This window comes from Streptomyces sp. NBC_00846, assembly GCF_045207325.1.
GTDB lineage: Bacteria > Actinomycetota > Actinomycetes > Streptomycetales > Streptomycetaceae > Streptomyces.
Genome location: NZ_CP108846.1, coordinates 3103089 through 3126926, shown reverse-complemented (window position 1 = coordinate 3126926; position 23838 = coordinate 3103089). Strand labels below are relative to the sequence as shown.

Annotated in this window: 22 protein-coding genes and 1 pseudogene; 13 read left to right on the top strand and 10 right to left on the bottom strand. The window is 67.6% G+C overall.

Annotated elements, in window-relative coordinates; translation table 11 throughout:
- Positions 1 to 102: 102 nt before the first annotated feature.
- From OG936_RS14360 to OG936_RS14315, 10 genes are all read left to right on the top strand, one after another.
- Complete coding sequence (locus OG936_RS14360) at positions 103 to 483, top strand: hypothetical protein (protein ID WP_406495053.1); 381 nt, start codon at positions 103 to 105, stop codon at positions 481 to 483.
- Between the two features lie 30 nt (positions 484 to 513).
- On the top strand, positions 514 to 2034 hold the full coding sequence (locus OG936_RS14355) for a hypothetical protein (RefSeq protein WP_406495051.1): 1521 nt from the start codon (positions 514 to 516) through the stop codon (positions 2032 to 2034).
- A 95-nt stretch (positions 2035 to 2129) separates the two neighbouring features.
- A complete protein-coding gene (locus tag OG936_RS14350; RefSeq protein WP_406495049.1) occupies positions 2130 to 3332 on the top strand; it encodes a S8 family serine peptidase in 1203 nt (400 codons plus the stop codon).
- A 65-nt stretch (positions 3333 to 3397) separates the two neighbouring features.
- The gene (locus OG936_RS14345; RefSeq protein ID WP_406495046.1) at positions 3398 to 4153 is read left to right on the top strand and encodes a hypothetical protein; all 756 of its coding nucleotides are present in this window, start codon (positions 3398 to 3400) and stop codon (positions 4151 to 4153) included.
- A gap of 21 nt (positions 4154 to 4174) precedes the next feature.
- Positions 4175 to 4474 (top strand): hypothetical protein, encoded by a 300-nt coding sequence (locus OG936_RS14340; protein ID WP_406495045.1) that lies wholly within the window; start codon positions 4175 to 4177, stop codon positions 4472 to 4474.
- 15 nt (positions 4475 to 4489) lie between these two features.
- Positions 4490 to 5230, top strand: a complete 741-nt coding sequence (locus OG936_RS14335; RefSeq protein ID WP_406495043.1) for a hypothetical protein — start codon at positions 4490 to 4492, stop codon at positions 5228 to 5230.
- A gap of 174 nt (positions 5231 to 5404) precedes the next feature.
- Positions 5405 to 5665, top strand: a complete 261-nt coding sequence (locus OG936_RS14330; RefSeq protein ID WP_327259109.1) for a hypothetical protein — start codon at positions 5405 to 5407, stop codon at positions 5663 to 5665.
- Between the two features lie 261 nt (positions 5666 to 5926).
- Positions 5927 to 6289, top strand: coding sequence for a hypothetical protein (locus tag OG936_RS14325; RefSeq protein WP_406500443.1), 363 nt, complete (start codon positions 5927 to 5929; stop codon positions 6287 to 6289).
- Between the two features lie 242 nt (positions 6290 to 6531).
- Entirely contained in the window at positions 6532 to 7137 is a 606-nt protein-coding gene (locus tag OG936_RS14320; RefSeq protein ID WP_406495042.1) for a hypothetical protein, read from the top strand.
- Between the two features lie 348 nt (positions 7138 to 7485).
- On the top strand, positions 7486 to 8091 hold the full coding sequence (locus tag OG936_RS14315) for a PH domain-containing protein (RefSeq protein ID WP_406495041.1): 606 nt from the start codon (positions 7486 to 7488) through the stop codon (positions 8089 to 8091).
- Between the two features lie 356 nt (positions 8092 to 8447).
- Here the strand turns inward: OG936_RS14315 and eccCa are convergent, their stop codons facing one another.
- Positions 8448 to 12413: a type VII secretion protein EccCa gene (eccCa, locus tag OG936_RS14310; RefSeq protein ID WP_406495039.1), complete on the bottom strand. Its 3966-nt coding sequence runs from the start codon at positions 12411 to 12413 to the stop codon at positions 8448 to 8450.
- A gap of 169 nt (positions 12414 to 12582) precedes the next feature.
- On the opposite strand from eccCa, the gene eccD reads away from it, so the two are divergent.
- A complete protein-coding gene (eccD, locus tag OG936_RS14305; protein WP_406495037.1) occupies positions 12583 to 14052 on the top strand; it encodes a type VII secretion integral membrane protein EccD in 1470 nt (489 codons plus the stop codon).
- 249 nt (positions 14053 to 14301) lie between these two features.
- Here eccD and OG936_RS14300 read toward each other — a convergent pair whose 3' ends face one another.
- Positions 14302 to 14688 carry a winged helix-turn-helix domain-containing protein gene (locus OG936_RS14300; protein WP_406495035.1) on the bottom strand — a complete coding sequence of 129 codons (387 nt, stop codon included), beginning with the start codon at positions 14686 to 14688 and terminating at the stop codon, positions 14302 to 14304.
- Positions 14663 to 15166: a hypothetical protein gene (locus tag OG936_RS14295; protein ID WP_406495034.1), complete on the bottom strand. Its 504-nt coding sequence runs from the start codon at positions 15164 to 15166 to the stop codon at positions 14663 to 14665. Before OG936_RS14295 ends, OG936_RS14300 begins: the two co-directional genes overlap by 26 nt.
- 389 nt (positions 15167 to 15555) lie before the next feature.
- Between OG936_RS14295 and OG936_RS14290 the strand changes: the two genes are divergently transcribed.
- The gene (locus tag OG936_RS14290) at positions 15556 to 16671 is read left to right on the top strand and encodes an ADP-ribosylglycohydrolase family protein (protein ID WP_406495033.1); all 1116 of its coding nucleotides are present in this window, start codon (positions 15556 to 15558) and stop codon (positions 16669 to 16671) included.
- Between the two features lie 294 nt (positions 16672 to 16965).
- On the opposite strand, the pseudogene OG936_RS14285 reads toward OG936_RS14290, so the two are convergent.
- From OG936_RS14285 to OG936_RS14270, 4 genes and pseudogenes are all read right to left on the bottom strand, one after another.
- A pseudogene (locus OG936_RS14285) lies at positions 16966 to 17577 on the bottom strand (sodium:solute symporter family transporter); the annotation flags it as partial.
- Between the two features lie 350 nt (positions 17578 to 17927).
- Positions 17928 to 18710, bottom strand: coding sequence for an SDR family oxidoreductase (locus tag OG936_RS14280; protein ID WP_406495031.1), 783 nt, complete (start codon positions 18708 to 18710; stop codon positions 17928 to 17930).
- Between the two features lie 71 nt (positions 18711 to 18781).
- Complete coding sequence (locus OG936_RS14275) at positions 18782 to 19318, bottom strand: hypothetical protein (protein ID WP_406495029.1); 537 nt, start codon at positions 19316 to 19318, stop codon at positions 18782 to 18784.
- Positions 19315 to 20352, bottom strand: coding sequence for a recombinase family protein (locus OG936_RS14270; RefSeq protein ID WP_406495028.1), 1038 nt, complete (start codon positions 20350 to 20352; stop codon positions 19315 to 19317). The genes OG936_RS14275 and OG936_RS14270 overlap by 4 nt, the downstream gene beginning before the upstream one ends.
- A 175-nt stretch (positions 20353 to 20527) precedes the next feature.
- Between OG936_RS14270 and OG936_RS14265 the strand changes: the two genes are divergently transcribed.
- Positions 20528 to 21376: a hypothetical protein gene (locus OG936_RS14265; RefSeq protein ID WP_406495027.1), complete on the top strand. Its 849-nt coding sequence runs from the start codon at positions 20528 to 20530 to the stop codon at positions 21374 to 21376.
- Positions 21377 to 21510: 134 nt separating this feature from the next.
- On the opposite strand, the gene OG936_RS14260 is transcribed toward OG936_RS14265, so the two are convergent.
- The 3 genes from OG936_RS14260 to OG936_RS14250 form a co-directional block, all read right to left on the bottom strand.
- On the bottom strand, positions 21511 to 21717 hold the full coding sequence (locus OG936_RS14260) for a DUF397 domain-containing protein (RefSeq protein WP_383759702.1): 207 nt from the start codon (positions 21715 to 21717) through the stop codon (positions 21511 to 21513).
- Positions 21718 to 21942: 225 nt separating this feature from the next.
- Complete coding sequence (locus OG936_RS14255) at positions 21943 to 22812, bottom strand: helix-turn-helix domain-containing protein (protein WP_383759704.1); 870 nt, start codon at positions 22810 to 22812, stop codon at positions 21943 to 21945.
- A gap of 225 nt (positions 22813 to 23037) precedes the next feature.
- A complete protein-coding gene (locus OG936_RS14250) occupies positions 23038 to 23760 on the bottom strand; it encodes a GPP34 family phosphoprotein (protein ID WP_383759706.1) in 723 nt (240 codons plus the stop codon).
- Positions 23761 to 23838 lie beyond the last annotated feature (78 nt).

Here is a 23838-nt window from a genome sequence, read left to right as displayed (position 1 = left end):
GGACCGAAGAGGCCGTTGTACGGCCCGTTCCTTCCGGGCAAGGGACCGAGCGCGCCGGATCTGGCGACGCCCAGCGAGTCTCTGCAGAACTTCAAGATTCGCGTGGACAGACTGCTCACGACGCTCGACGGGTCACCGGCCGCGCACACCCGCATCACTGAACAGAAGGTCACCACCACCGCGTACGGAACCGGCTTTCCGGAGGCTCTGGGGCTGTCCAGCGCCTACGACATGGTGCATGCGCGCTTGGCGCTGCTCTCCAAGACGCTCGGCGATCAGTTGGAAGCGATGGGCATCACCGTCGATCTGGCCGACCGCGGCTACGAGAACGTCGACCAGGAGCACGCCGACCGGCTCCACGCCATCCAGCAGCGCACCGAGGTCAACTACAGGAAGCCGGGCTCCGACACGGATCCCGGAGTGCCTGCAGAGGACAGGGCCAAGACCGGCGGGGGTTCGTCCAGCGGAACCGACGGCATGTAACAGTGAAGTGAACGGGGGACAGGGACAAGCATGGGTGACTCAAAGAAGCTGCCACCACTCAATGCCTGCTACAACACGAGCGACTTCGAGCACGCGTCGTACCAGGACATGCTCAACATGGTCCGTGGCGTCAACGCCGCGGAGATCATCAGCCGCGGCACCGCTCTCGTCGACGCGCAGACCGAGATCGAGAAGATCGGCACCGAGCTCAAGGAACACGTCGGCCGTACCACCTGGAAGGGCAAGGGCGGTGACGCCTTCCGCGAGTGGGGCAACGACTTCGCCCTGGAGACCCTGAAGCTGGCCGACTACGCGGGCAACGCGGGCAGCGCCTTGCAGACGGCGGGCCAGGCGCTCAGCGAGGTCGCCAAGGTGATCCAGGGACATCCCAACGCCGTGCAGATGTGCTACGCGGACGCGGAGAAGGAAAAGGCCCGGCTCGCAGCCGTCGAGACGGCGCGGAACGAGGCCATTCCGCAGATGAACAAGCTCGCCTCGTACTACCTGATGGCACAGCAGTCGATCTCCTCGCAGGAGGAGCCGAACTTCAAGCCGCTGCCGAGTGAAGTGGTGCCGGACAGTTCGTACGACGGCGGGAAGACGAGGTACGGGGCTCCGGGAAGCTACTCCGGCAGTACGGGCTCAGGGACAGGTGCGCAGAACGGCAGCACGTCGACGGTCGATCACCACTACACCACCGTGCGCCCCGATGGCGTCACCCCGTCCTCCCCGGACGGCACACCCGTCGTCCACACGCCGCAGCACGTCACCCCGGTGCCCGGGGCCCCGGACACCACGGGGACGAACATCGACACGGTGACGATGCCGCAGACCCCGACGCCCACCACGCTCCCGCCCAGCGGCGGATTCCCCCCGCAGAGCCCGAGCGGCGGCGGACCCCAGGCACCTCTGCCGCCCGTGGTGATGCCCCCGCGTTCGGGCCCCTTCGGGCCCGGAGACGGCGTGGGGCGTATCTCCCCGACCGGGCCGGGGGGCAAGGGCGACATCGGAAGCGTCCGGCCTCCGACGATCAACCCCGGCAGGGGCGGCGTGGAAGGCGTCCGTCCCCCCATGACCACCCGCACCGACACCGGCATCCACGGCGGTACACCGGCTCACGGGCAGACCGGGGTCGGCCCGGTCCGGAGCACGTCGCGTGGGACGGTGATCGGCGGCGAGAAGCCGTCGACCAGCCACGGAATGATGGGCGGCGGTGGCGCGCACGGGGTGACCGGGGGGCGGTCCGGTGCCACTGGCCTCGGTGGTGGCTCGCAGCGCCTGGTCACCGAGCCCGGTGGCACTGTGCGGTCACCGCGCGGGACGCAGCTGGGGGTGGGACGGGAATTCACCCCGGGTGGCACCGGGCTCGTCCGTGAATCGCCACGAACGGGCGGTGCGATGGGCCCGATGGGCGGTGCGATGGGCGGCGTGTCCCAGGGCACAGGGCGACGTTCACAGCGACGTGACGGAGAAAATCCGGGATACCTCGCCGAGGGCGAAGAGACCTGGGTCACGGGGGACGACGGCGTTGTTCCCCCCGTGATCGACTAGCGCCGTTTCCGGAGCAGCGACGCCAGACGGCGGACAGAGAACGAGTGGGTGGCATGAGGTCAATGGTCAGGCATCAACGCAGGCGGGCGCCGGCGGTGGTGGCAGTCCTGGGTTCCCTGCTCCTCATCGGCGGCGCCATCGCCCCGGCTGCGTCTGCGGACACCATGCGCGACCGCGAGTGGTACCTGGACCGGATGCAGGCCGCTGAGATGTGGAAAACCAGCACCGGCAAAGGGATCACTGTCGCTGTTCTTGATACCGGCGTGATCCCCTCTGTTCCTGAACTGACGGGGAAAGTGCTCACCGGCAAGAACTTTGTCGAGCCGGAGCGGGGTGCGCACAAGGACAAGGACGGGCATGGCACCGCCATGGCGATGCTCATCGCGGGAGACGGGGTGAACGACCAGGGGGTGAAGGGGCTTTCACCGGACGCACACATTCTCCCGCTGACCGTTTTCGGATCCTCCAAGGAATCGGGCACCAATAGCATCCCGGCTCTCGTCGCGGCTATCCGATATGCCGCCGACAGCGAAGCCAGGATTATCAACATGTCCTTGGGCTTCGAGGACTTCATGCTCGACGTGGGCGAGCGGGACCAGATCCAAAAGGCTGTGGATTACGCCGTGGAGCGCGGGAAGCTGCTTCTGGCGGCGACCGGCAACAGGGGCGACAAGGAGAACAAGGTCTCGTACCCGGCGGGAAGCATCGGCGTCGCCGGTATCGGGGCCGTCGACAAGACGTCCTCGGTCACGAAGTTCTCGGTGTCAGGACCCCAGGTGGCGCTCGCCGCCCCCGGTGAGGACATCCCGATCCTCTGTGGCGGCGGCACGCCCGGATATTGCAGCAGCTGGGGCACGAGTCAGGCAACCGCCCTCGCCTCCGCCTCAGCCGCCCTCATCTGGTCCATGCACCCGTCCTGGACCGGCAACCAGGTTCTCCGCGTCCTGATGAACACCGCCGGCAAACCGACCGAGGGCGCGATCCCCAGCCGCTACATCGGCTACGGCACGGTCCGCCCCCGCGTGGCCGTCCTCGGCGATCCCGGAGACCCGGGCCCCGCCGACGTGAACCCTCTGGTTGCTGCCCGATCCCCCAAGTCCCCGTCACCGTCCGCCCCAAGCGGATCCGGCAGCTCCTCGAACCCCTCGAAGCCGTCGGCCTCACCCGCTGCCTCGGCTCAGGCCGATGACGGCAAGGGCGCCGGTGCGATCGTCTGGATCACCGTCGGAGTCGGCGTGGTCGTCGTTGTCGGCGTGGTGCTCCTGCTGCGCCGGAGAGCTGCCGGCATCTGGCGTTGAACGCGGGTCATCACGCACCGCCCCATTCGAAATCATCTGTACGCCATAGGTCAGGAGGAGGCATCGTGGACGACGAATTCATACGCGGCCTGCAGCAGTTCCAGCAGCACGCACTGAACCTGCAGAGCATGATGACCGACATGCAGAACCGGATGCCGCAGGGTGCCGAAGGAACGGACGCCCAGGGTGCCGTGACCGTACGACTGGCGGCGGACGGGCTTCCGGAATTCATCAGGGCCGCATCGGACTGGCAGCGCAGGCAGGCGCCCGAGGTCATCGGGGCAGCCGTCAGCGAAGCTTACGAAGCGGCCATGAGTCAGCAGATGACGGCATGGGCCCAGGTCTTCGAGGACGGCGACTGGCAGGGCAAGGCAGACCGACTGGGCAGCCAGTTCGGTCAACCGGACGCCTCGGCCGCTCCCGCAGCGCAGCCCGACATTCCTGAGCGGGACCTGCGCTACGTGGTCTCCCGCCCCCTCGACGCGCTGGCCGAGGATGTTCTTTCGGCCTTCGACGCGGTGGAACGGATGGACGAGACGGCGTCAGGACCGGCCGAGGCCGAGGGAACGTCCACTGCCCGCCATGTGACCCTCGTCGTGTCCAAGGGCGCTCTGCGCTCTTGCGAAGTAGATCAGCGATGGGCGGCCGGTCAGACGTACATCGGACTGAACCAGGCCTTCGAAGAGGCCCTCGGTGATGCCAGGGACAAGCTGAGCAGTGCTGAGGCTGCTGCCGCGGACGGCCTTGCAGGCCTGCAGGTGGACGGTTTGCTGGACGAGGCTCTGGCCATACTCCGTGATCCGCAACGTTTCGCTGACTGAGTTTCGAAGGGGCAGGTCGACATGGCAGATCTCAAGCACATCACCGATGCGCTGCGGGCCGAAGCGGGAATGTGGGACGAACAGAGCGTTGCTTTGGGGGAGGTGGCCCGCGCGGCTGACGGGATGAGGCTGACGCGCCTTGAGGCCGGCATCTTCCAACTGGTTGTCTCCAACTACAACGAGGCCATCGATCACATCTCGGCCCGATGCTTCGAGGGAGAAAGTCGCATGGCGGAGGTCGCGGATGCATTGATCAAAAACGCGAACGCCTACGACAATCACGAGGCGGATACCACCAAGTCCGTCGAAGACGCCTACTGATTAGAGGAACTTGAAATGGCGTTCAATGTGGCTCAAACGCAGGCGACAGTAGAGAAGTTGAACTCCGGCGTCACCAAGATGTCGGCCAAGCTGGATCTCATCGGCCCGGCCGTCGAGAAGGCGGTGAACCATTGGTACGTGCCGGATGCCATCGCCAAGCCGTTGATCTGGTTCGCAAACAAGATGATAGAGCTCGGATGCTGGATCCGGGACAAGGTCGTCGAATGCCTCAAGGGTGCTGCCGCGCCAGTGATGTTCTATTTGGATGCGCAGGAATGGGAAGGGCCGCAGATCCGGGGGAAGGTGTCGGGCGTTGCCGGAAACGTTGCGGGGGAATCGCTCAAGGCGCCCCTCAGCTGGACGGGCGACGGCGCCACGGCGTACGTCGGGGCAGTGAAGGGTCAGCCCATCGCAGCCACTCAGATCGAGACGAGCTCCGATAAGCTTGCCACGGCATTGACGTTGTGCGCGGTGGCCGGGGCGGCATTCTATTTGGCGCTGCTGGCCGTTTTGATCAAGGCCATCGTTATCATGATCGCGGCAGCCGCTGCTGCGGCCTCCGTCGTGTTCTCGTGGGCGGGCCTGCTCGCCGCCGTGGGGGAAGCGGTTTCGGACGCCGGCATCATCACCGGACTTGTGGTAGCGCTGGTGGGGGTGCTCACAGCGCAGGCTGGTCAAATGGCCGTTGCCAAGGGTGAAGCAAACGACAACAGTGCCTTCCCCCAGGGAGGTAAGTGGCCGTCCGCGACTGTTTGATGCAGGTGCGGCGCTGCCGAATTGATTCTGCTAGCTCGGCAGTGCTTGATGACGCCGGGAAGGCAGGACCTTCTGAATGACGGGTGATGGTTTCGCATGTACTGGATTCGACTACCGCTTTGGTGTGCCTCCCTGGCCTGTTTTTACGTGACGTTCTTCCATACGCCTCGTAACGTGGTGTTGCTCGCACTCCTCTACGGCCTGGCCGTTTTCCTCCCGAGCTGGGTCGAGGGATACGCGCAAAGGCGGCGCCAGAGAGATTGGTACGAACAGAGATTTGCGTCCGTCGACGAACTGCGGTTGATAGTGACGGACGAGGCAGAGCTCCGGCGGATCCGTGACGAAAAAGGGTTGCTAGTGGCTGCTCGCCGGTTCAGGCGCGAATTTCCTCGGTGTCCCTTGAGTGAAGCCCTGAAGATGATCCAGTCGCTGTGACCGCTCCACTCGCTCACCGCGGTCGTCAAGGTCGGAACAAGCACGGATAAGGCCGTCATGGGCCCAGCGCTGCGTGGCGCTGTCGGGGCGCGTTCTACGTCACGCCGGGCGTCATCCCGGCTGAGTACGTCGTGACCCTGAGCGGCGCGATCGCGGCGCCGGGTGCCGTTGCCTTCTCCTGGGCACCGTCCGACGCCCGACTTTCGCCCAGTGCATGACCGGGCGCGCGGAATTCTCGGATCAACAGGCAGGGTGGACTTCATGTACGGATTGCGGGTCGCTCTCTGGGCCATCGGCCTGGTGGCCTTGGGGTGTTCGTTCTTCTTGATGAGATCGGATCTCCCCGAGGTGGTCCTGATGCTCTCCGTAGTCTTGTCCCTGGCCTGCCCGTTGGTGGCCGAGGGCCAGGTGGCACACCGGAAACAGAAAGCGCGCCAAGCGGAGCAACGGGATTGGTACGCCCAGAGCTTCGGCTCGATCGACGTGCTGCGGAAGGCCGTTGACGAGCCGGGCCTGCGTCGCATCCGCGACGAGAAGGCGCCTGCCAACGCGGTACGGGAGGTCAAGCGCCGGCTTCCCCGGCTTCCGTTGGACGTGGCGGTAACCCTGGTCAAGGCATTGTGAGCCCGCGTGCCACAGACGGGTCCGGATCAGGGAGGGTGCGCTGCGAGGCGGCGTGCCCTCCCTGAGTTCGTGTTGGTGCCAGGGAAGGCGGCATCCAAGAAATCCAAGCGCTGTGAGCGCTGTACCCGCTCACCATGGCCGTCAAGGTTCGGCGCTGTGCAGTGCTCTGGATGCCGATCGGCTTGGCCGTGGAGAGTTGTGAGACGTGCACTCGCCGCCCGAGACTCAATGGAGGAAACATCATGTCCACACCCCCCGGTTCCGCCGAAGGGCTATTGCTCCCCGCTGAGCGGGCGCGCCGCGGCGGGTTCTACCTCGGTTTGGTTCTCGCTGCGATGCTCTGCATGGTGCTTTTGGGAGCACTCGTGGTGTTTGTTACCTGCGTGCTGATCTTGGGTGAAGGTATTGAGTTTATGGGCAGTGTGGGCGTCGTCGGCCTGTGTACGGGACTACCGGTGATGGGAGGAGTAGTGAGTCTGCTGCTGCTGATCTACCTTGTGCCGCGATATTCGGCCCTGCGCATCGATTCAATGGGCATCAGCAAGGTGTGGCGTGGCCGCACGGAGACCGTGCGCTGGGCTGATATCGACAAGGTCCGGTTCAACAGCAGGCGGAGCTACCTGATACTGCTGCTGAAGGAAGGTGCACTCCCGGAGCTGCCGAACGCCGTTGAAGGGCCGAGAGCGGTTCTGATGCACTCGCTCGGAAACTCCCTCTGGCGCCGACGAAGGCCGGCTCAAGCTGACTTGATCATTGACGCGGTCGAGCGGTTTGCCCCGGGAAGGTACACCGTCGAGCCCTGGAACCTGGGCAAGGGCGGCGCGACAGGGGCGGGCGCCTCGGTGTAGTCGAAGTATGCGCAGTTCGGGGATCGGCGTCCCGTCTCACCGAAGATTGAGTACCGGAGCGCCGTGCACGGACTCGCGTGCGCCGCGTGGACATGTAACCCGCCGACGCCGAGCCGCGCGGCCGGCCTCGCCTTTTGAGTCCACCTGAGACGACGCGCAGGCCCGGGGCCATCAGGCTGATACCCCGGCCCGTCGGGCGACTGGAAACCGGGGGAGAGTCCGTGGCAGCTCACGTGTTGACATTGCGCTACCAGCCTGGACAGTTCATATGTGATGTTCAATCACGCTTCGCCAGCGGAGAGTTGTGCGACTTGTACTCGCCGCCTGAGACTCAATGAAGGAAACATCATGTCCACACCCTCTGGTGCCGCCGTCGAAGGGCTGTTGCTCCCCGCTGAGCGGGCGCGCCGCGGTGGGGCCTACCTCGGTATGGTCCTCGCAGTGATGCTCTGCCTGGCGATCCTCGAAGGCGTATCGGTATTTGTGGGCGGCGTGCTGATCGCGGGTGACGACATGGGAACTATGGGCTCGCCGGGCGTCGGCGGATATGTGGGACTGCCGGTGATCGCAGCAGTAGTGAGCCTGCCGCTGTTCGCGCTTGCGTGGCGACAACCGGCCCTGCGCATCGATCCAACGGGCATCAGCAAGGTGCGGCGTCGCGGAACGGAGACCGTGCCGTGGGCTGATATCGACAAGGTTCAGTTCACGACGAAGCGGAGCATCCTGGTGCTGGTGATGAAGGCAGGCTCCCGCCCGGGGAAGCCGAACGCCGTTGGCGGGCCGACGGTGGCTGTGCCCTACTACTCGCTCGGAAACTCCCTCTGGCGCCGACGGAGGCCGGCTCACCATGACTTGATCGTTGACGCGGTCGAGCGGTTTGCCCCGGGAAGGTACACCGTCGAGCCCTGGAACCTGGGCAAGGGCGGCGCGACAGGGGCGGGCGCCTCGGTGTAGTCGAAGTATGCGCAGTTCGGGCATCGGCGTCCCGTCTCACCGAAGATTGAATACCGGAGCGCCGTGCACGGACTCGCGTGCGCCGCGTGGACATGTACCCCGCCGACGCCGAGCCGCGCGGCCAGCTGGACAAGTCCCCCCCCGCCGCCGGGAACGGTCGGACTGCATTGACATCCCTGCGGACGGCACGAGCGCGCTCCAGCACGAGCCGGATGGCTCGGGGCTGGACGGCGAGACCTTCGAGGGCGCCTGACCCGCTCAGGACGCACGCCTCCTTCGTGACGTACCACTGAGAGCGTAAGAGGGGGTCAGCCCGTGACCGGGCCGACCCCCTCCTCCGTTCCGCGGTGACCCGCTCAGTCCAGGTCCGTCGGCAGCCAGCCCGTCTGGATCAGGGAAGGCGCGCTGCGGCGGGAGACGAACAGGCCGCGACCGGGAGGCAGCGGGCGGGCCTTCACGTCGCCGAGGAGTTCGCCCTCACCGGGGTGACCGGACAGGACGACGCCCTGGGCGCCCAGCTCCTTGAAGCGCTGGACGAAGGGCTCGTACGAGGAGCGGCCGGCCCCCGCGCTGCTGCGCGCGATGATGAAGTTCACCCCGGCGTCGCGGGCGTACGGCAGATTGTCGACCAGCATCGCCATGGGGTTGTTGGAGGACGTGGCGACCAGGTCGTAGTCGTCGACGATGATGAACGCCCGGGGCCCCCGCCACCAGCTGCGCGTGCGCAGCTGCTGCGGGGTCACATCCGGTCCGGGGATGCGGCTGCTGATGAGGGTGTTCATGTCGTTGAGGTACGTCTCGAACGCGTTGTGCGTCGTCGCGTATCCCACCAGGTACGGCTCGGGCACGCACTCCAGCAGGCTGCGCCGGTAGTCACCGACGCAGATCAACGCCTCCTCCGGGGTGTACCGCTCGGTGATCTGCTTGATGAGCAGCCGCAGCAGGGCGGTCTTCCCGGACTCCGACTCACCGAAGACCGCGAACAGCGGGTCGGTGTCGAAGTCGACGAGGACCGGTGCGAGGTTCATCTCGTCGATGCCGATCGCGACACCACCGCGCGACCGGTCGGGGCCGCTCGGCAGCTCGCGCGCGGACAGCTTCCTGGGCAGCATGCGGACCTGCGGGGCGTGCGGGCCGGGCCAGTTGTCGGACGAGGCCCGGACGAAGGCGCTGGTGGCCTCGGACAGGTCGTCGCCGGAGCCCGCGGAGTCGTCGATGCGCGGCAGCGCGCCCATGAAGTGGAGCTTCTCCGCCGTCAGGCCTCGGCCAGGTGCGCCGACCGGGACGTTCACCGCGATCTTGCGGTCCAGTTCGGAGTCGGTCGGGTCACCGAGGCGCAGCTCCAGCCGGTTGAGCAACTGGTCCTTGAGCGCTGCCCGCATCTCCATGTACCGGGCGACGGTGGCGATCAGGTGCACGCCCAGTCCGAGGCCCCGTGCGGCGATGTCGGCGACGACGGGCTCCAGGAACTCGTAGTCCGTCTTGAAGGACTGCCAGCCGTCGATGATCAGGAAGACGTCGCCCCACGGCTCGCCCGGCAGCCGGCCGGCGGCGCGGAGCCGGCGGTAGGTGGCGATCGAGTCGATGTTGTTGTCCCGGAAGAACTCCTCGCGCCGGTTGAGGATCCCGGAGACCTCGGCGACCGTGCGGCGGATCTTCTCCGGGTCGAGCCGGGAGGCCACCCCACCGACGTGGGGCAGGCCTTCGACGGCGATCATGCCGCCGCCGCCGAAGTCCATTCCGTAGAACTGCACTTCGTGCGGCGTGTGCGTGAGGGCGAAGGAGCCGATGAGGGCGCGCAGGAGGGTGGATTTGCCGGAGCGGGGGCCGCCGACGATCAGCATGTGGCCGGCGGCGCCGGAGAAGTCCCGCACCAGAGGGTCGCGCCGCTGCTCGAAGGGCTTGTCCACCAGACCGAAGGGAATGACGAGAGCGCCGTTCTGCGCGTACTGCGGGGAGTGGAGTCCGCGCTCGGGCGTCACCGCCAGCGGGGGCAGCATCTGATCGAGGGAAGGTGCTTCGGTGAGCGGCGGCAGCCACACCTGATGGGCGAGGGGCCCCTGTCCCTCCAAGCGGCGTGCGATGACGTCGAGAACGGTGTCCGCCAGCGCATCGTCAGTTCGCTGTCCGGGTGCGAAGGAGATGTCCGGATCGGGCTCGGGGTAGTGGACCGCCACCGGAGTCGCGGTGAACAGCACGGGGCGCCGGTCGATGGGAAGTTCCCCGCTGCCGACGGTCGGGGCGACTCCCGGCCGGTAGGTACCCGACACGTAGGCGGCCTTGAAGCGGGTCATCCCCTCCGTGCCGAACTTCAGGAACCCGGAACCGGGGACCGAGGGCAGGTGGTACGCGTCGGGCACACCCAGGGCGGTACGGGACTCGGCGGCGGAGAACGTACGCAGGCCGATCCGGTAGGACAGGTAGGTGTCCAGGCCGCGCAGGCGGCCCTCCTCCAGGCGCTGCGAGGCCAGCAGCAGGTGCACGCCCAGGGACCGTCCGATGCGGCCGATCTGGATGAACATGTCAATGAAATCGGGCTTGGCGGTGAGGAGTTCGCTGAACTCGTCGATCACCAGGACCAGCGAGGCCAGGGGCTCCAGCGGGGCCCCGGCGGCGCGCGCCTTCTCGTAGTCGGTGAGGTTCGCGTAATTGCCCGACGACCGAAGGAGCTCCTGGCGGCGCTGCAGCTCACCCGTGATGGAGTCCCGCATACGGTCGACCAGGGTGAGGTCGTCCGACAGGTTGGTGATGACCGCGGCGACATGCGGAAGCTCGGACATTCCGGCGAACGTCGCACCACCCTTGAAGTCGGCCAGGACGAAGTTCAGCGTCTCGGAGGAGTGGGTGACCGCCAGGCCCAGCACCAGGGTGCGCAGCAGCTCGGACTTGCCGGAACCGGTCGCTCCCACACACAGCCCGTGCGGGCCCATACCCTCCTGCGCGGCCTCCTTGAGGTCGAGCATGACGGGCGAGCCGTCCTCGCCGATGCCGATCGGTACGCGCAGCCGGTCGGCCGTCGAGCGGGGCCGCCAGACAGTATTGGTGTCGACCGCGGCCGGATCGCCGATTCCCAGCAGGTCCGTGAAGTCCAGGTTGGCGAGCAGAGGCTCGTCGTCCTCCGCGCCGCTGCCCATCCGCAACGGGGCGAGCTGACGGCCCAGGGCCTCCGCGGTTTCGACCGGCAGGAAGTCGGGCGTGCCGTGATAGGTGGCCGCGGCCGACTCCAGCCGTAGCCGGCCCGGCCGTACGGCGATGTGCAGTCCGCCGCGGGGTTCGTCCAGCTCTTCCGGAACGATCTCCACGACGGTCACACCCTGCAGCCCCTCCGGAGAGGCGAGCAGCGACTCGGCCGGCACGAAACTGCCGTCCAGCACGACGACCACGTGCGGCTGGTCGAGGAGCGGGGATCCCTCGCGGTTGAACCTCGACCGGCCCGCCAGGGTGTTTTCGAGCAGTGCCTCGACTTCCATCAGGTTGTCGCCGAACAGCCGCTTCGTACCGGCCCCGTCGGAAGATCCAGGAACCTGGGCGTGCGGCAGCCACTTCGTCCAGTCCCACTGGTCCGTCACATCCGGAGATGCCACCACCGCGACCACGAGGTCGTCGGGTGAGTGCAGCGCGACCAGGCCGGCCACCAGCGCGCGTGCGGAACCGCGCACCGACCCCGGCTCGCCCGAAATCACGACGTGGTAGAAGGCGCGAAGAGATACCGCCATGGGGAGCCGGTCGAGCGAACCATGAGAGGCCAGGAACTGGTGCATGGCACCGGCCGACAGCGGCTCCAGCTCATCCAGCGGCGCGGTGCTCGGAGCCACCAGCGGTGTCCACAACTGCTGTGGTCCCAGACCGATGCGGACCTGTCCGAAGTCCTTGTCGCCGATCCGCCGCTCCCAGAGCCGCTCGCCCTCGGCGACCAGCGACCACAACTGGTCCGGATCCGGATGCAGATAAAACTGCGCGTCCCTCTGGATCCGCGCGGTACGGCGTACCTTCCGCCGGGTCTGCGCGAGATACTTCAGGTAGTCCCGGCGCCCCTCCGAGGCCTCGCCCTGGGTTCCCTTGCGGTGCCGCATCACCTGCGCTATCGCCATGGCCGCTGTCGACAGCAGCATCATGACGCCCATGATCTTCATGAACGGCTGTGAGCCGGGCATGAAGAAGAACACCACCGATGAGCCCATGCCGAGCATCGGCAGCAACTGCATGGCCATGCCCTCCTGCTGCCCACGCGGCAGTTCGGGAGGCGACTCGAGTCGCACCTCCGCCGCAGATGTCTCAGGTGGCATGGCTCGGGGCAGGCGCTTGACGACGATCTGGGTCACCGGCGAATCAATCCCTCAGTGCGGCCCGGAGAGTTGCGGGCCGGCACCCCCGTGGCAGCGACCTACCTCCGCGCGCCAATAATCCTACGTGTAGGCCATGGGAAGGACCCCGATAGGGTGGCGCCCTTGGCCCGGAGCGTGGTGTACAGCGAACGAGGGGATCCACCAGGTGAGTTCGACCCTGACAACCGGTTTTTGCCGAGTAACGGTCGTGGCGCCGGACGGCCGTGTCGATGTCGCCCTCCCGGACGATGTCGCTGTCGCCGATCTCCTACCGGAGATCCTGCGGCTGACCGGCCAGGTCACACCACCGGGGGCGCCCCCCGGCTACCATCTGGCCCGCCGCGACGGCACCCTTCTGGACGCCACCCACCCGTTGGCCGTCCAGCGGGTCCTGGACGGTGACGTCCTGCGGCTTCGGCCCTTCGCCGAATCGCTCCCCCCGGCCGTCTTCGACGATGTCGCCGACGCGGTCGCGTCCGCCGTCCGCCGCGACCGCGCACTGTGGAGCGACCAGCTGTTGGGCGTCTCCGGTCGCTTCGGTGGCGCGCTCCTTCTCGTACTCATGGGCTTTGTGCTCTGGTTCTCCGACCCGGTCCGGCATGACATGCATGGACTGCCGGGCATCGTTGCCGCCGCCGTCGGTACGCTGCTCGTCACGCTCGCCGGCGTCAGGGCGCGGAGCTACGGCGACCGGGCCTCCGCAATCGCGCTCGGCCTCGCGGCCCTGCCGCACCTGATGATCGCCGGGTCCGGCCTCCTCGCGCTCGACCCGGGCGCCGGTATCGGACGTCTCCAGTTCATGCTGGGCTGCGCCACGGTGCTCTTCGTCTCGGCCGGGCTCGTCGCCGCGATGCCGACCGGCGACGCACCCTTCGTCGCCCTGGTCTTCGCCTCGGGAGTCGGTACCCTCGCGACGTTCTGCGCGATCCTCACCGACGCCCGTCCCAGCGAGACCGCCGCTGTCTGCGCGGTCGTCGCGATCGGCGCCGTCGCCTTCCTGCCCGGGCTCTCCGCGCGGGTGGCCCACCTGCCGATCGGCTACGCCGCCCCCCGCCCCACGACGGACGCCGACCTCGACAACGAGCCGGGCGTCGGCGAGCCCGATCCTGTCGACGCCGAACGCATCGCGGCCCAGGCCCGGCGCGGGCACGAGCTGCTGCTGGGCCTTGTCGGAGGCTGCTGCGTCGTGGTGGTCGCGGCCGCCGCTGTCCTGGGCTTCTCCAGTGACGTCTGGGGCCAGACCCTCGCGCTGGTCGCAGGCCTGGCCATGCTGTTGCGAGCACGGCTCTTCCGTTACACCGCCCAAGTCGCCGCCGTTCTGGGCGCGGGCCTCGCCGCCCTGGGCCTGCTGGTGCTGGGGCTGGCGCTCAATCCGCCTGCCGACGCTGTCATCAAGCTCCTGACGGAACAGGACCGAGGGCCGCTCGACATCCGTACCTTGTGGCTCGCCACGGCCGTCACGGCCGGTGCCGCCCTGCTGATCGGCATCGCTCTGATCATTCCGAAGAGGGGACTGTCACCCTTCTGGGGCCGTCTCTCCGACCTGGCCGAGGTGGTTCTCCTCCTCGCGCTCGTCCCCCTCTGCCTGGCCGTCCTCGACGTGTACTCCTCGGCACGCAGCATGACCAGCGGTTAGATTTCCGGGCTCGGAACACGTTCGGCGCGATGCACTGAACCCGGTGCCCGCTTTCATCCTTCGCGACCGGGCCGGCCCCCCCACACGCACATCGAAGCGGCGAGGGCCGCCTCCCAGAGGGTGCGGGCCCTGTCCCCGAAGAGCGGGTCACGGCGGCCGCCGCCTCGGACGGCCACCTGCCGGAGCTGCTTCCCGTGCTGCCGAACTGAGCCGCAGGCCGCCGGCGCGGCTGCGACGCCGCTCGATGTCCTAGTGATTGATCGCGTCGTCGCCGCGCGGCGAGTCCGTCCCGTGTGCCGGGTCGGCCTGGGCTCTGGTGCCCGCCTTCCTGGCTGTGGTGGCGATGTCCTGGAGTGCCGAGATGTGCCGGTCCAGGGCCTGTCGCCCCATGGGGGTGAGCGAAAGCCAGGTTCGGGGGCGCTTGCCGACGTGGCCCTTGCGGACGGTGAGGTATCCGGCCTCCTCCAGAGCGGAGGAGATCTTGCTGAGTACCGAATCGGACACCTGGCAGCTGCTGCGCACGGTGGCGAACTCGGCCTCGTCGCACGCGGAGAGGAAGGCGACGACCGTCAGCCGGGTGGGATGGTGGATCGTCGCGTCGATCAGTGGTCTACCCGACTCGGACGCGGTGGTCATCCGTCCTCCAGGAGCCTTGCGCGAGCGTCTTCCCGATCGACTTGTTCCGGAGGGCGAACACCGCCCAGACGCCGAGCCCCAGCACGGCGAACAGCACGACCTTGGTGGTCGCGCGGTCGGCTCCGAACTGGCGGCACAGCGCGTACGTCACGATCCCCGCGGCCAGCAGCGAGAGCAGAGGGATCGCCGCCCGGCGCAGACGTACGGACCAGGGCAAGGTCACCATCACTCCCGCCCGTCGCCTGGCGGCGTTGGCGAGCACGAGCACCACGGCCAGGCCCGCGAGCGAGATCGGGAGGGAGAGCAGCGCCGCCCAGCCGCCCCGCCCCTCTGTCCAGGCTTCGCCGAGGGCCGGAACGATCACCGCCGCAGCCGCGGCGGGGCCGTACCAGGCGGGAGTCAGCCTGGCCCTGAGACGGGCCAGCGATTTGGCCGCGTCGACATCCCGCAGGGCATCTGCCGCGAGATCGCCCGACATGGGAACCGCACTTGTTTGTGCTGGGACGTTCTCGGGTGAGGGCATGGAGATTCTTGGCCTTCGCGTCGCTGGGTGAACTGCGTTGCCTTCCCATCCTGGCATGTACTTTCCGCAATGGAAAGTAATGGCTCATGGCTGTCCGGGTTGCTCGGACGTGCCAGTCGTAGTCGTCAGTGGCCCGCTGGGTAACGCTTGTGGCGACGCGAGGTGTCGTGCACCTCCGATCCGTCCTCGACCGGTCAAAAACGACCTGCGGGACGTCCGTCCACATACCCACGCGTACTCGGTTCCGCGCCCTCAACCGATCGTTCCGGTTCGATTACAGTGCTGCGCAGTCGCAGACAGACGGGCGGACGGGCGGTCGGACGGGTCGACGGGGGAGGGGCACGGTGAGCACAGGGACCACAGCGGTCTGGGGCCGTGCCGAGCAGCAGGACTTCCGTAGCCGGGTGCGGGGCGCTCTGCTGGGCGGGGCCATCGGCGACGCACTCGGGGCGGGGGTCGACGGGCTCACGCTCGAAGAGATCCGGGCGGCCCACGGCGCCGACGCCCTCACCGACTTCGTGCCCGCGCACGGCGGGCGCGGCACCGTCACCGCCGTCACCCAGCTCAGCCTGTTCACCGTCGACGGGCTGATCCGCGCCCAGGTCCGGCGCGACACCGGCGCCTGGCACCCGCCCACCGATGTGCACCGGGCCCATCTGCGCTGGGCGGCCACCCAGCACGACTGGGGGCCCGACGAGCGCCGCAAGGACAACGGCTGGCTCGCCCAGCAGGAGTGGCTCTACGCCCGCCGCACCCCCACCCGGGAATGCCTCACCGGGCTCGGGGACGCCACCATGGGCACCCTCGACCAGCCCAAGAACCCCACCGCACGGGACTCGGCGGCCCTCACCCGGTCCGCGCCGTTCGGGCTGCTCGTCGGCTGGGAGCCGCAGCTCGTCCTCCAACTGGCCGTCGAATGCGCCGCGCAGACCCACGGCCACCCCACCGCCCTGCTCTCCGCGGGCGCCCTCGCCGTCATCGTGCATGGGCTGGCCCGCGCCGAGACCCTGGACGGTTCCGTCCAGCACGCGCTGGCACTGCTCGCCGAGCGGCCCGGGCACGAACCGGTCTCCGAAGCGCTGAAGCGGGCCCTCGGAACCGTGCGCCAGGGCATCCCGGGACCGGCCCTGATCGAGTCGCTCGGCGCCACGGATTCGGCGGAGGACGTCCTCGCCGTCGCCGTGTACTGCGCCCTGGTCGGCGAGGACATCCGGCACGGTCTGCGGCTGGCCGTCAACCACGGCGGCCCATCCGCGGCCACCGGGGCCCTGTGCGGGGCGCTGCTCGGTGCGCTGCACGGCGAGACCGCGCTGCCGCCCGCCTGGCTCGCGGAGCTGGAAGGGCGGGCAACCCTTCTCGAACTCGCCGACGACTTCGCCATGGAGATGACCCAGGGCCCGGCCCTGCACAGCCCGTCAGCCGTCGCGCCGGGCTGGCTGACCCGCTACCCGCGCGGCTGACCCGCGCTGCTCACGGCTGACGCGCGCTGCCCATGCGGCCGGCACGCGGAGCACGGGCGAGGGCAGGGGTGCGGAAAAGAACGTGACAGTGAAACGGTTCTCTGTCACGTTTTTTTCCGACCCCACCCCGTCCCCGTCGAGCGGCGGGCGTCAGTCCTTCACGCCCTCCGTGACCGCCGCGTCCTCCGGGCCGGCCTGAGCCGGCACCGTCGCCCCGGCCGCCGAGCCGTCACCGTCCGAGTTGATCTTCGCGGTGATCGCGTCCCGCTCCGGGGTGTCCTCCGGCTTGATGACGAGCTTCGCCATGGCGGTGACGAGCATCGCCACCCCGGCGAAGAGCTGGATGACGAACTGCCCCAGCTCCGTGAGCGCATCCGCCCACAGGCCGCCGACCGTGCAGTAGATGGCGGTGATGCAGCCGGTGATGAAGATGCCCTGGGTGATCGAGATGCCGGTGAAGACGGAGAGGAGGGTGGCGATGGCCGCCCACTTGGCGCCGACGTCGACGATCTTCAGCAGCAGCCCGGACCAGGCGAGCGCCTGCTGGGTCTGGATGTTGTAGCGGTTCTTCAGGTACTCGAGCGGGGACGCGACATGCAGCCGCGAACGCAGCCGGTTGAGCCGGGGCGCGAAGAGCTGGGCGCCGATGCCGATACCGATGGCGATCGGCAGCGACCAGGTCACGAAGGACGTGACGCCGTACTGGTACGCGATACCGGCGTATCCGGTGAACATCACCGCGCTGTAGCCGGACATGTGGTGCGAGATGCCGGACAGCCACCACGGCATCTTGCCACCGGCCGTGAAGAAGTCGCCGACGTTGTCCACACGCTTGTGGGACCAGAGCCCGATCGCGATCAACACGCCGAAGTAGCCGATGAGCACGACCCAGTCGAGACTGTTCATGTGCCCCCTCCCGGGGTCCGCCTTGTGAACGCGTACGCACTTCGTCGGTACGGCCGCTCAGCGGGGCCCCGTGCGGGAGCGGGGACATCGGGGATTGAACCGCCTGCCTGGTCCCCGGTCAAGGTTTTTCACGATCAGAGATGTGAACGCAGATCAGTAAGTCGGACAATTTTGCTTGCTCTTGACTCACGTAAGCGTTGTCGCGACCGTGACGGCGGCCACACGATGAGCGGGCGCTTCGTCAGGCTGTGCAGAGCATCGGGAGTACCGGGAGAAGCGCAGAAAGACCGCACGGGATGCGGGTCCCGTGCGGCCGAGAAGGAGGGGCAGCTGCCCTTACGGACGTGGCTCTACCGCATCAGCTCGCCGGCATTGACCAGCAGGGACTGCCCGGTGATCGCCCGCGCCCTGTCAGAGGCCAGGAATGCGACGGCCTCGGCCACATCGCCGTCCGTGGCAAGGTCCGGAAGCGCCATGCGCTCGGTGAGCCTGCCCAGCACCTCCGCCTCGGGCACACCCTCGGTGTGCGCCGTGAACCGTACGTACGCCTGTACCGGAGGACCCCACATCCAGCCGGGCAGCACCGTGTTCACCCGGATCCGGTGCGGGCCGAACTCCCGTGCCATGGAGTACATCGCCGAGGTGAGCGCCCCCTTCGAGGCCGCGTATGCAGCCTGCTGCACCTGGGACGGTGCGGCCACCGAGGACTGCGTGCCGATGACGACCACCGAGCCGCCCCGCTCCTTGAGGCCGGGCAGGCAGGCGCGGGTCATCCGTAGCGTGCCGAGCAGATTGACGTCGACGACCGACTGCCAGGTGGCGAAGTCGGCGTCCTCGATCCCGCCGAAGTAGCTGTCCCAGGCGGCGACATGGACCACCGCGTCGATCCGTCCGAACCGCTCCAGCGCCAGCGCGGCGAGCGCCTCGCACTGCGCCTCGTCCGTGATGTCGGTGGCCAGATGGGCGGTGTGCCGGCCCTCCGGGTCGATCTCCGCGGCCGACTTGGCGAGATTCGCGGCGGTGCGCGCCCCGAGCACCGCGTTGCCGCCGTCCCGGACGACCGTCGCCGCGACCTGATGGCCGAGCCCGGCGCCCACACCGGACACGATGACGGTCTTCCCTGCGAGCAACATCGGTGGCCTCCCGGCTCTGGCAATTCTCCTGACGGGGCGTCAGAGTAGGGCTGGCTGTCGGTGGAGGGAAGTCACTCGACCCACTCGGGGCGGATGTGTGCGGGGTTGAAGGGTGCCCGGCCCTTTCCGGAAGGCATGACATACACGGCCGTGAATGCCTCACCTACGATGGCGCGTCGATGTTCGAAACTGCCGTTCTTCCACTCTGCCTCGTAGTTGCGGGTCGGTAGTCCCGCTGGTCGCGTCGCGGCATCCGCCAGCCGCTGTTCCAGAGTGGCCAGTTCGGCATTCATCGAGGAAAGTAACTGGTAGTAGTCGTCTGGGTGCATGTCGCGCACGCTGGCAGCGCCCTTGGCCCAGGCGGTAATGAGCTCCTGTTTGCGGGTGCTGATCACTGAGATGCGGGAGTGGACGTCGGCCACCGGTTCGGAAGGCTCTTCGGTCGGCGAAGGGGTCGACGCTCGAGAGTGCGCCCATTCGGTGATCAGTTCTTCCAGGCGGGCATCGACAGGTGCGGCGCGTCGACTCACCTTGCCGCAGGCATTGCGGACCTTGCCGGGGCAGTAGTAGATCGCATGGCCGCGCCGGGACACCCACTTGGCGCTCATGGGTGCTTTGCAGATGCCGCATCGAAGATATCCGGTGAAAACGTACTTGCGTTGGTTGGCTCCCTCAAGGTTCCGCGAGATGCCTCTCTCCCGGTCCAGCAGCCTCCGGTGGTCGAGTTCAAGCTGGGTATCGGACCACAGCTTTCGCGAGATCCAGGATTTCCCGTGCGATGCTTCCCCTGATAGGAGACGAACCCGCAGTAGCGCGGATTGGTAATGATCGCCTTCACCGTGGCGGGCGCCCACTTGACCCCCTGTGGTGACGGGATTCTGTCTCGGTTGAGTTCGCGGGCGATCCCCGCGATCGATGTGCCGGCTGCGAACCGTTCGTAGATGCGCCGTGCGATCCGCGCGCGATCCCGGCGGAGCGTTCCGTCGGGGTTCCAAGCATAGGGCGTGCGTCCGGTCAACTCGCCTGCCGAGGCGTCCGCCAGATGGTTTCGGGCGATCCTCCGGGATGTGTCTTCCGAAGCATTGAGGGCCATGATGCACAGCATCCGGGCCATGTGCCGGTCGGCGTCGTGGATCAGATTGAGGTCACCCGTGACGCCCGTCGCAGGACGCTTGGCGTGCTCCACTACGTCGATCAGGTCTTCGAGATCGCGGGGCTGACGCGCGAGTCGATCGGTGTCGTAGAAGATGACGCCGTCGATCCGGCCTGCGAGCAGGTCACTGAGCATGCGCCGGAACTCGGGGCGCACCACTATCCAGTCGACTGACCCGTCCGCCTGTACGATCCGCTTTTTCTTGAAGGCCCCGGTGTCGTTCTCCCGGTAGGTCTCGGCGAACGGGCCCCAGCCGAGCTTGATCCGCTTTAGTTCTGCGTCATGGAGCTGCAGTTCGAGGCTCCGCTCGTTGCCGCGCCTGTCGTACGAGGTGCGCAGGTAGCACCCTGGACGGCGGGGAACGAATTCGCGGAGTGAGTCGCCAATGGAGAGCGCGACTGTGGTGCGGTTTCGGACACGCTCTGGGATCAGGACGCCTTCCAGGAACAGGTCGGCGTGCGAGGGGGCCGGGTTGCGTCGCGGGTTCATGGCGCCTCCTGGCAGGACGTTCATGGCACCCCTGAACGTAGCCATTGCCCGCGAATGCACCGGCGCATTGCGCGCTGCTCACGCAGACGAATGGGCGATCGCACAGGCATTCCCATTGGTTTGTAAGTGACATACCGTCAGGTGGCTGTGCCGGGCGGAATGAGGAGGGAGTGCGATGAGTGACGGCAGCGAGGAGACCTACTCGGATCTGTACGCCAAGTTGGCCTCGGTTGGTCCGTACCGGGTTGAGGTGGGACATGCATTGATCACCATGGTCGAGCCTCACGCTGGACATGAGCACGCCTACCACAGATGGTACGAAGACGATCACTACTACGCAGGCGCGATGGCGATGCCCTGGATGTTCGCCGGGCGCCGCTGGGTGGCCACCCGGGAGCTGCGGGAACTGCGCTACCCGGAGAAGTCCGCGGTCGCGCAGCCCGTCGGCGCCGGCTGCTATCTGTCCACGTACTGGGTGACGGACGGGCGCTACGACGACCACATGAGGTGGACCGTCGGGATCAACAAGCGGCTGAACCGGGACGGCCGGGTCTACCAGGACCGCACCCATGTGTTCACGTCGTTCCAGGACCACGAGGCGACGGTCTACCGGGACGGCGCCGCGGGGCCGCGGGACTTCCATGCGCTCGACCACCCCTACCGCGGGCTGGTCCTTCAGGTGATCGACGCCGAAGGGGCGGAGCAGCGGGCCGAGTTGCTGGAGTGGCTGCGCTCGCGCCATCTGCCGAAGCGGCTGGGCGGCTCGCCGGCGGCGATGGTGACCGTCTTCCGTCCCACGCCGCTGCCGGGCGACCGGATGAGTTACGTGAAGCAGGTCGAGGGCGTCGACACCCGACTGACCCTGTTGTGGTTCCTCCAGGAGGACCCGCGGGACTGCTGGGCCGGGCACTTCACCGGGCTCGACGCCGAGGTCGCGGAATCGGGGCTGGGGCGGGTGGAGTTGGTGGCACCGTTCATCCCGACCGTGCCCGGCACCGATCTGTATGTCGACCGGCTGCGCTGAGCGCCCGGTCGGGCACGAGCCGCCGGCCTGGCATCGAGTGGCATCGAGCCCCCTCGGCCAGGACGGCGGACCAGTCGAGAGGGCTACCGGCAGCCCCGGAACCGATGCTGCGATGCGTACGGGGGAAGGGGTGGTCAGGCGTCGATGGCACCCTTGCCGACGTCACGCACGAAGGCGTTCCACGCGGCGGGGACGAACGTGATCGAAGGGCCCTCGGGGGCCTTCGAGTCGCGCACCGCGATCGCCCGCGTGAGAGGGGACTTGACTTCGACGCAGGCGCCGTTGCCCCCGGAATACGAGGACTTCGTCCACTTGTCCGTAGCACCCTGACGAATGGCCATGTTCACTCCGGTTCAGAGAGTCGTGTGAAGGACACCAACAGCGTTCCGGTTGGCGTGATCGACGCTACTCGCCAAGTCTCTTGAGTGAAGGGTGCGTTCACTCGACCGGATGGTATATACCACCAAGACCTTCCGCTGCGGACGGGCGGCGGTGTACCTTACCGCCGCCCCTCCTCGTGACATCACTTCTTTTCCCGCATACCAGACTTTGCGGGCTGTCCGGATCTACGCGCCCGAGCGCCCGGCGTACTGCTTCGCGATGTCGCTGATGAAGTGCCGGGTCTGCTCGACGTTCAGCGCTTGTGCCCGCAGGTGCTCGTACATGACGCTGTACCGCTGCACGTCATTGGCCTTCTCCAGATAGAGGTCGCTGGTGACGCCCTCGATATAGACGACGCTGGAGTCGGCGGCGTCCGGGAATTCGAGAATGGCGTACTGCCCGTTGATGCCGGGGTGCGCACCCATGTCGAAGGGCAGTACCTGCACGGTGACATGAGGCAGGTGCGACAGCTCGACCAGTTGCTCCAACTGCTCGATCATGACCTGCTTGCCGCCGACCATCCGGCGCAGCGCGGATTCGTCGATCACCGCCCACAGCCGCAGCGGATTCTCCAGGGCGGTGATGCGGTCCTGGCGGCGGGCCCGGACGCTGACGCGCTTGTCGATGTCGCTCGGCGGGGCCTCCGGCAGTGCGCCGTTGATCAGTGCCTCGGCGTATCCGCGGGTCTGCAACAGGCCCGGGACCACCTGGGGTTCGTACACCCGCAGCGACTCGGCATCGGTCTCCAGGCCGATGTAGACGCTGTACGGGATGTCGCCGAAGGCGTGCCACCAGCCCTGCTGGCGCGAGTCCTTGGCCATCTGCATGAGCGAGTCGACGACCCGGTGATCCTCGACCTCGTACACCCCGCAGAGGTCCCGTACATCGCGCTGGCTGATGGAGCGGCGGCCGTTTTCGAGACGGCTGATCTTCGACTGCGAGACCAGCAGTCGCTCCGCGACCTCCTCGGCCGTCATGCCCTTGAGTTCGCGCAGTCGGCGCAATTCCTGGCCCAACCGGCGTCGCCTGACGGTGGGATTGACGTTGGACGGCACGGAAACGGCACCTCCGGCTATGTAGCTGTGCGTATCTACTGCTGAGCAGATTGCCACCTCCGACCCCGGCCGCGCTGGGAAATGGTCACACGCAAGGGCGCGGGGCAGCCAGTATTCCGGCTGCCCCGCGCTTGGTGCGGCTCCCGAACCGGGTCTTGGGGACGACGGTGCGGCGGTATTCGGTTGGCACTGCGGTCGGTGCTGCGGTGCGTACGGCGACAGGCCCTAGTGGGCCGCGGTGTGCGCCATGCTGTCGCGGCGTGACTGCGACTGGACTTGCGATTGCAACGGCATTCCGGCCGCCTGGTTGCGGCGCGGCTGTGCGACCGCCCCGTTCTGGACGTCCATCACGGCATGGGCCACGAGTCCGCCCATCGGGTCGTGTCTGATCAGGTCCCGGAGCCTGGAGCGGGATGAACGCCCCTCGTTTCCGGGATAAAGATGCTTGCCGAGTCCGACCGCGTGGGCCAGCGCGGCGAGCGCCGCGGTCCGCGGGTCCGGCGGTACGCCGGTGCGGATCGCACTGTCCAGCCTGGCTCTGATGTCCCGGCTGATTGCCGTCTCCGTCGCCTGGTAGCGAGTCGTCGGCAGCACTCCGCACATCTGGCCCGCCACGGCATGCACCATGCCGCACCGCTCCAGATGAGCGAGGTAGATCTGGCGCAGCCCCAGCCGGGGTCCGCCTATCCAGTGGACCGCCCGAACCGGGCTGCCGCGTCGGCGCAGCAGTTCCAGTGCGGAGTCCAGAGTCGGATCTCCTGTCGGCCGTGGCATCACCACGGCGATACGATCCCCGTCAGGGGCTATCCGTCCTGCCAGAGCCAGCTCCACTAGCTGAGCTCCGGCGAGGCCGAGGTCGAGCGACTGCGGCTGCGCTGTGGTACCCGTGGCCGGGTCCAGAGCGAGCAGCAGAAGCTCCTCCGGAATTGTTCTGCGGCTCCTGCCCATCCATGCCTCCCCGCGTGGATGAATGACAGGGTGACCCCTCTCACATTGGTCTGTCGAGGGTGCCTGGGCGCTTTGCAC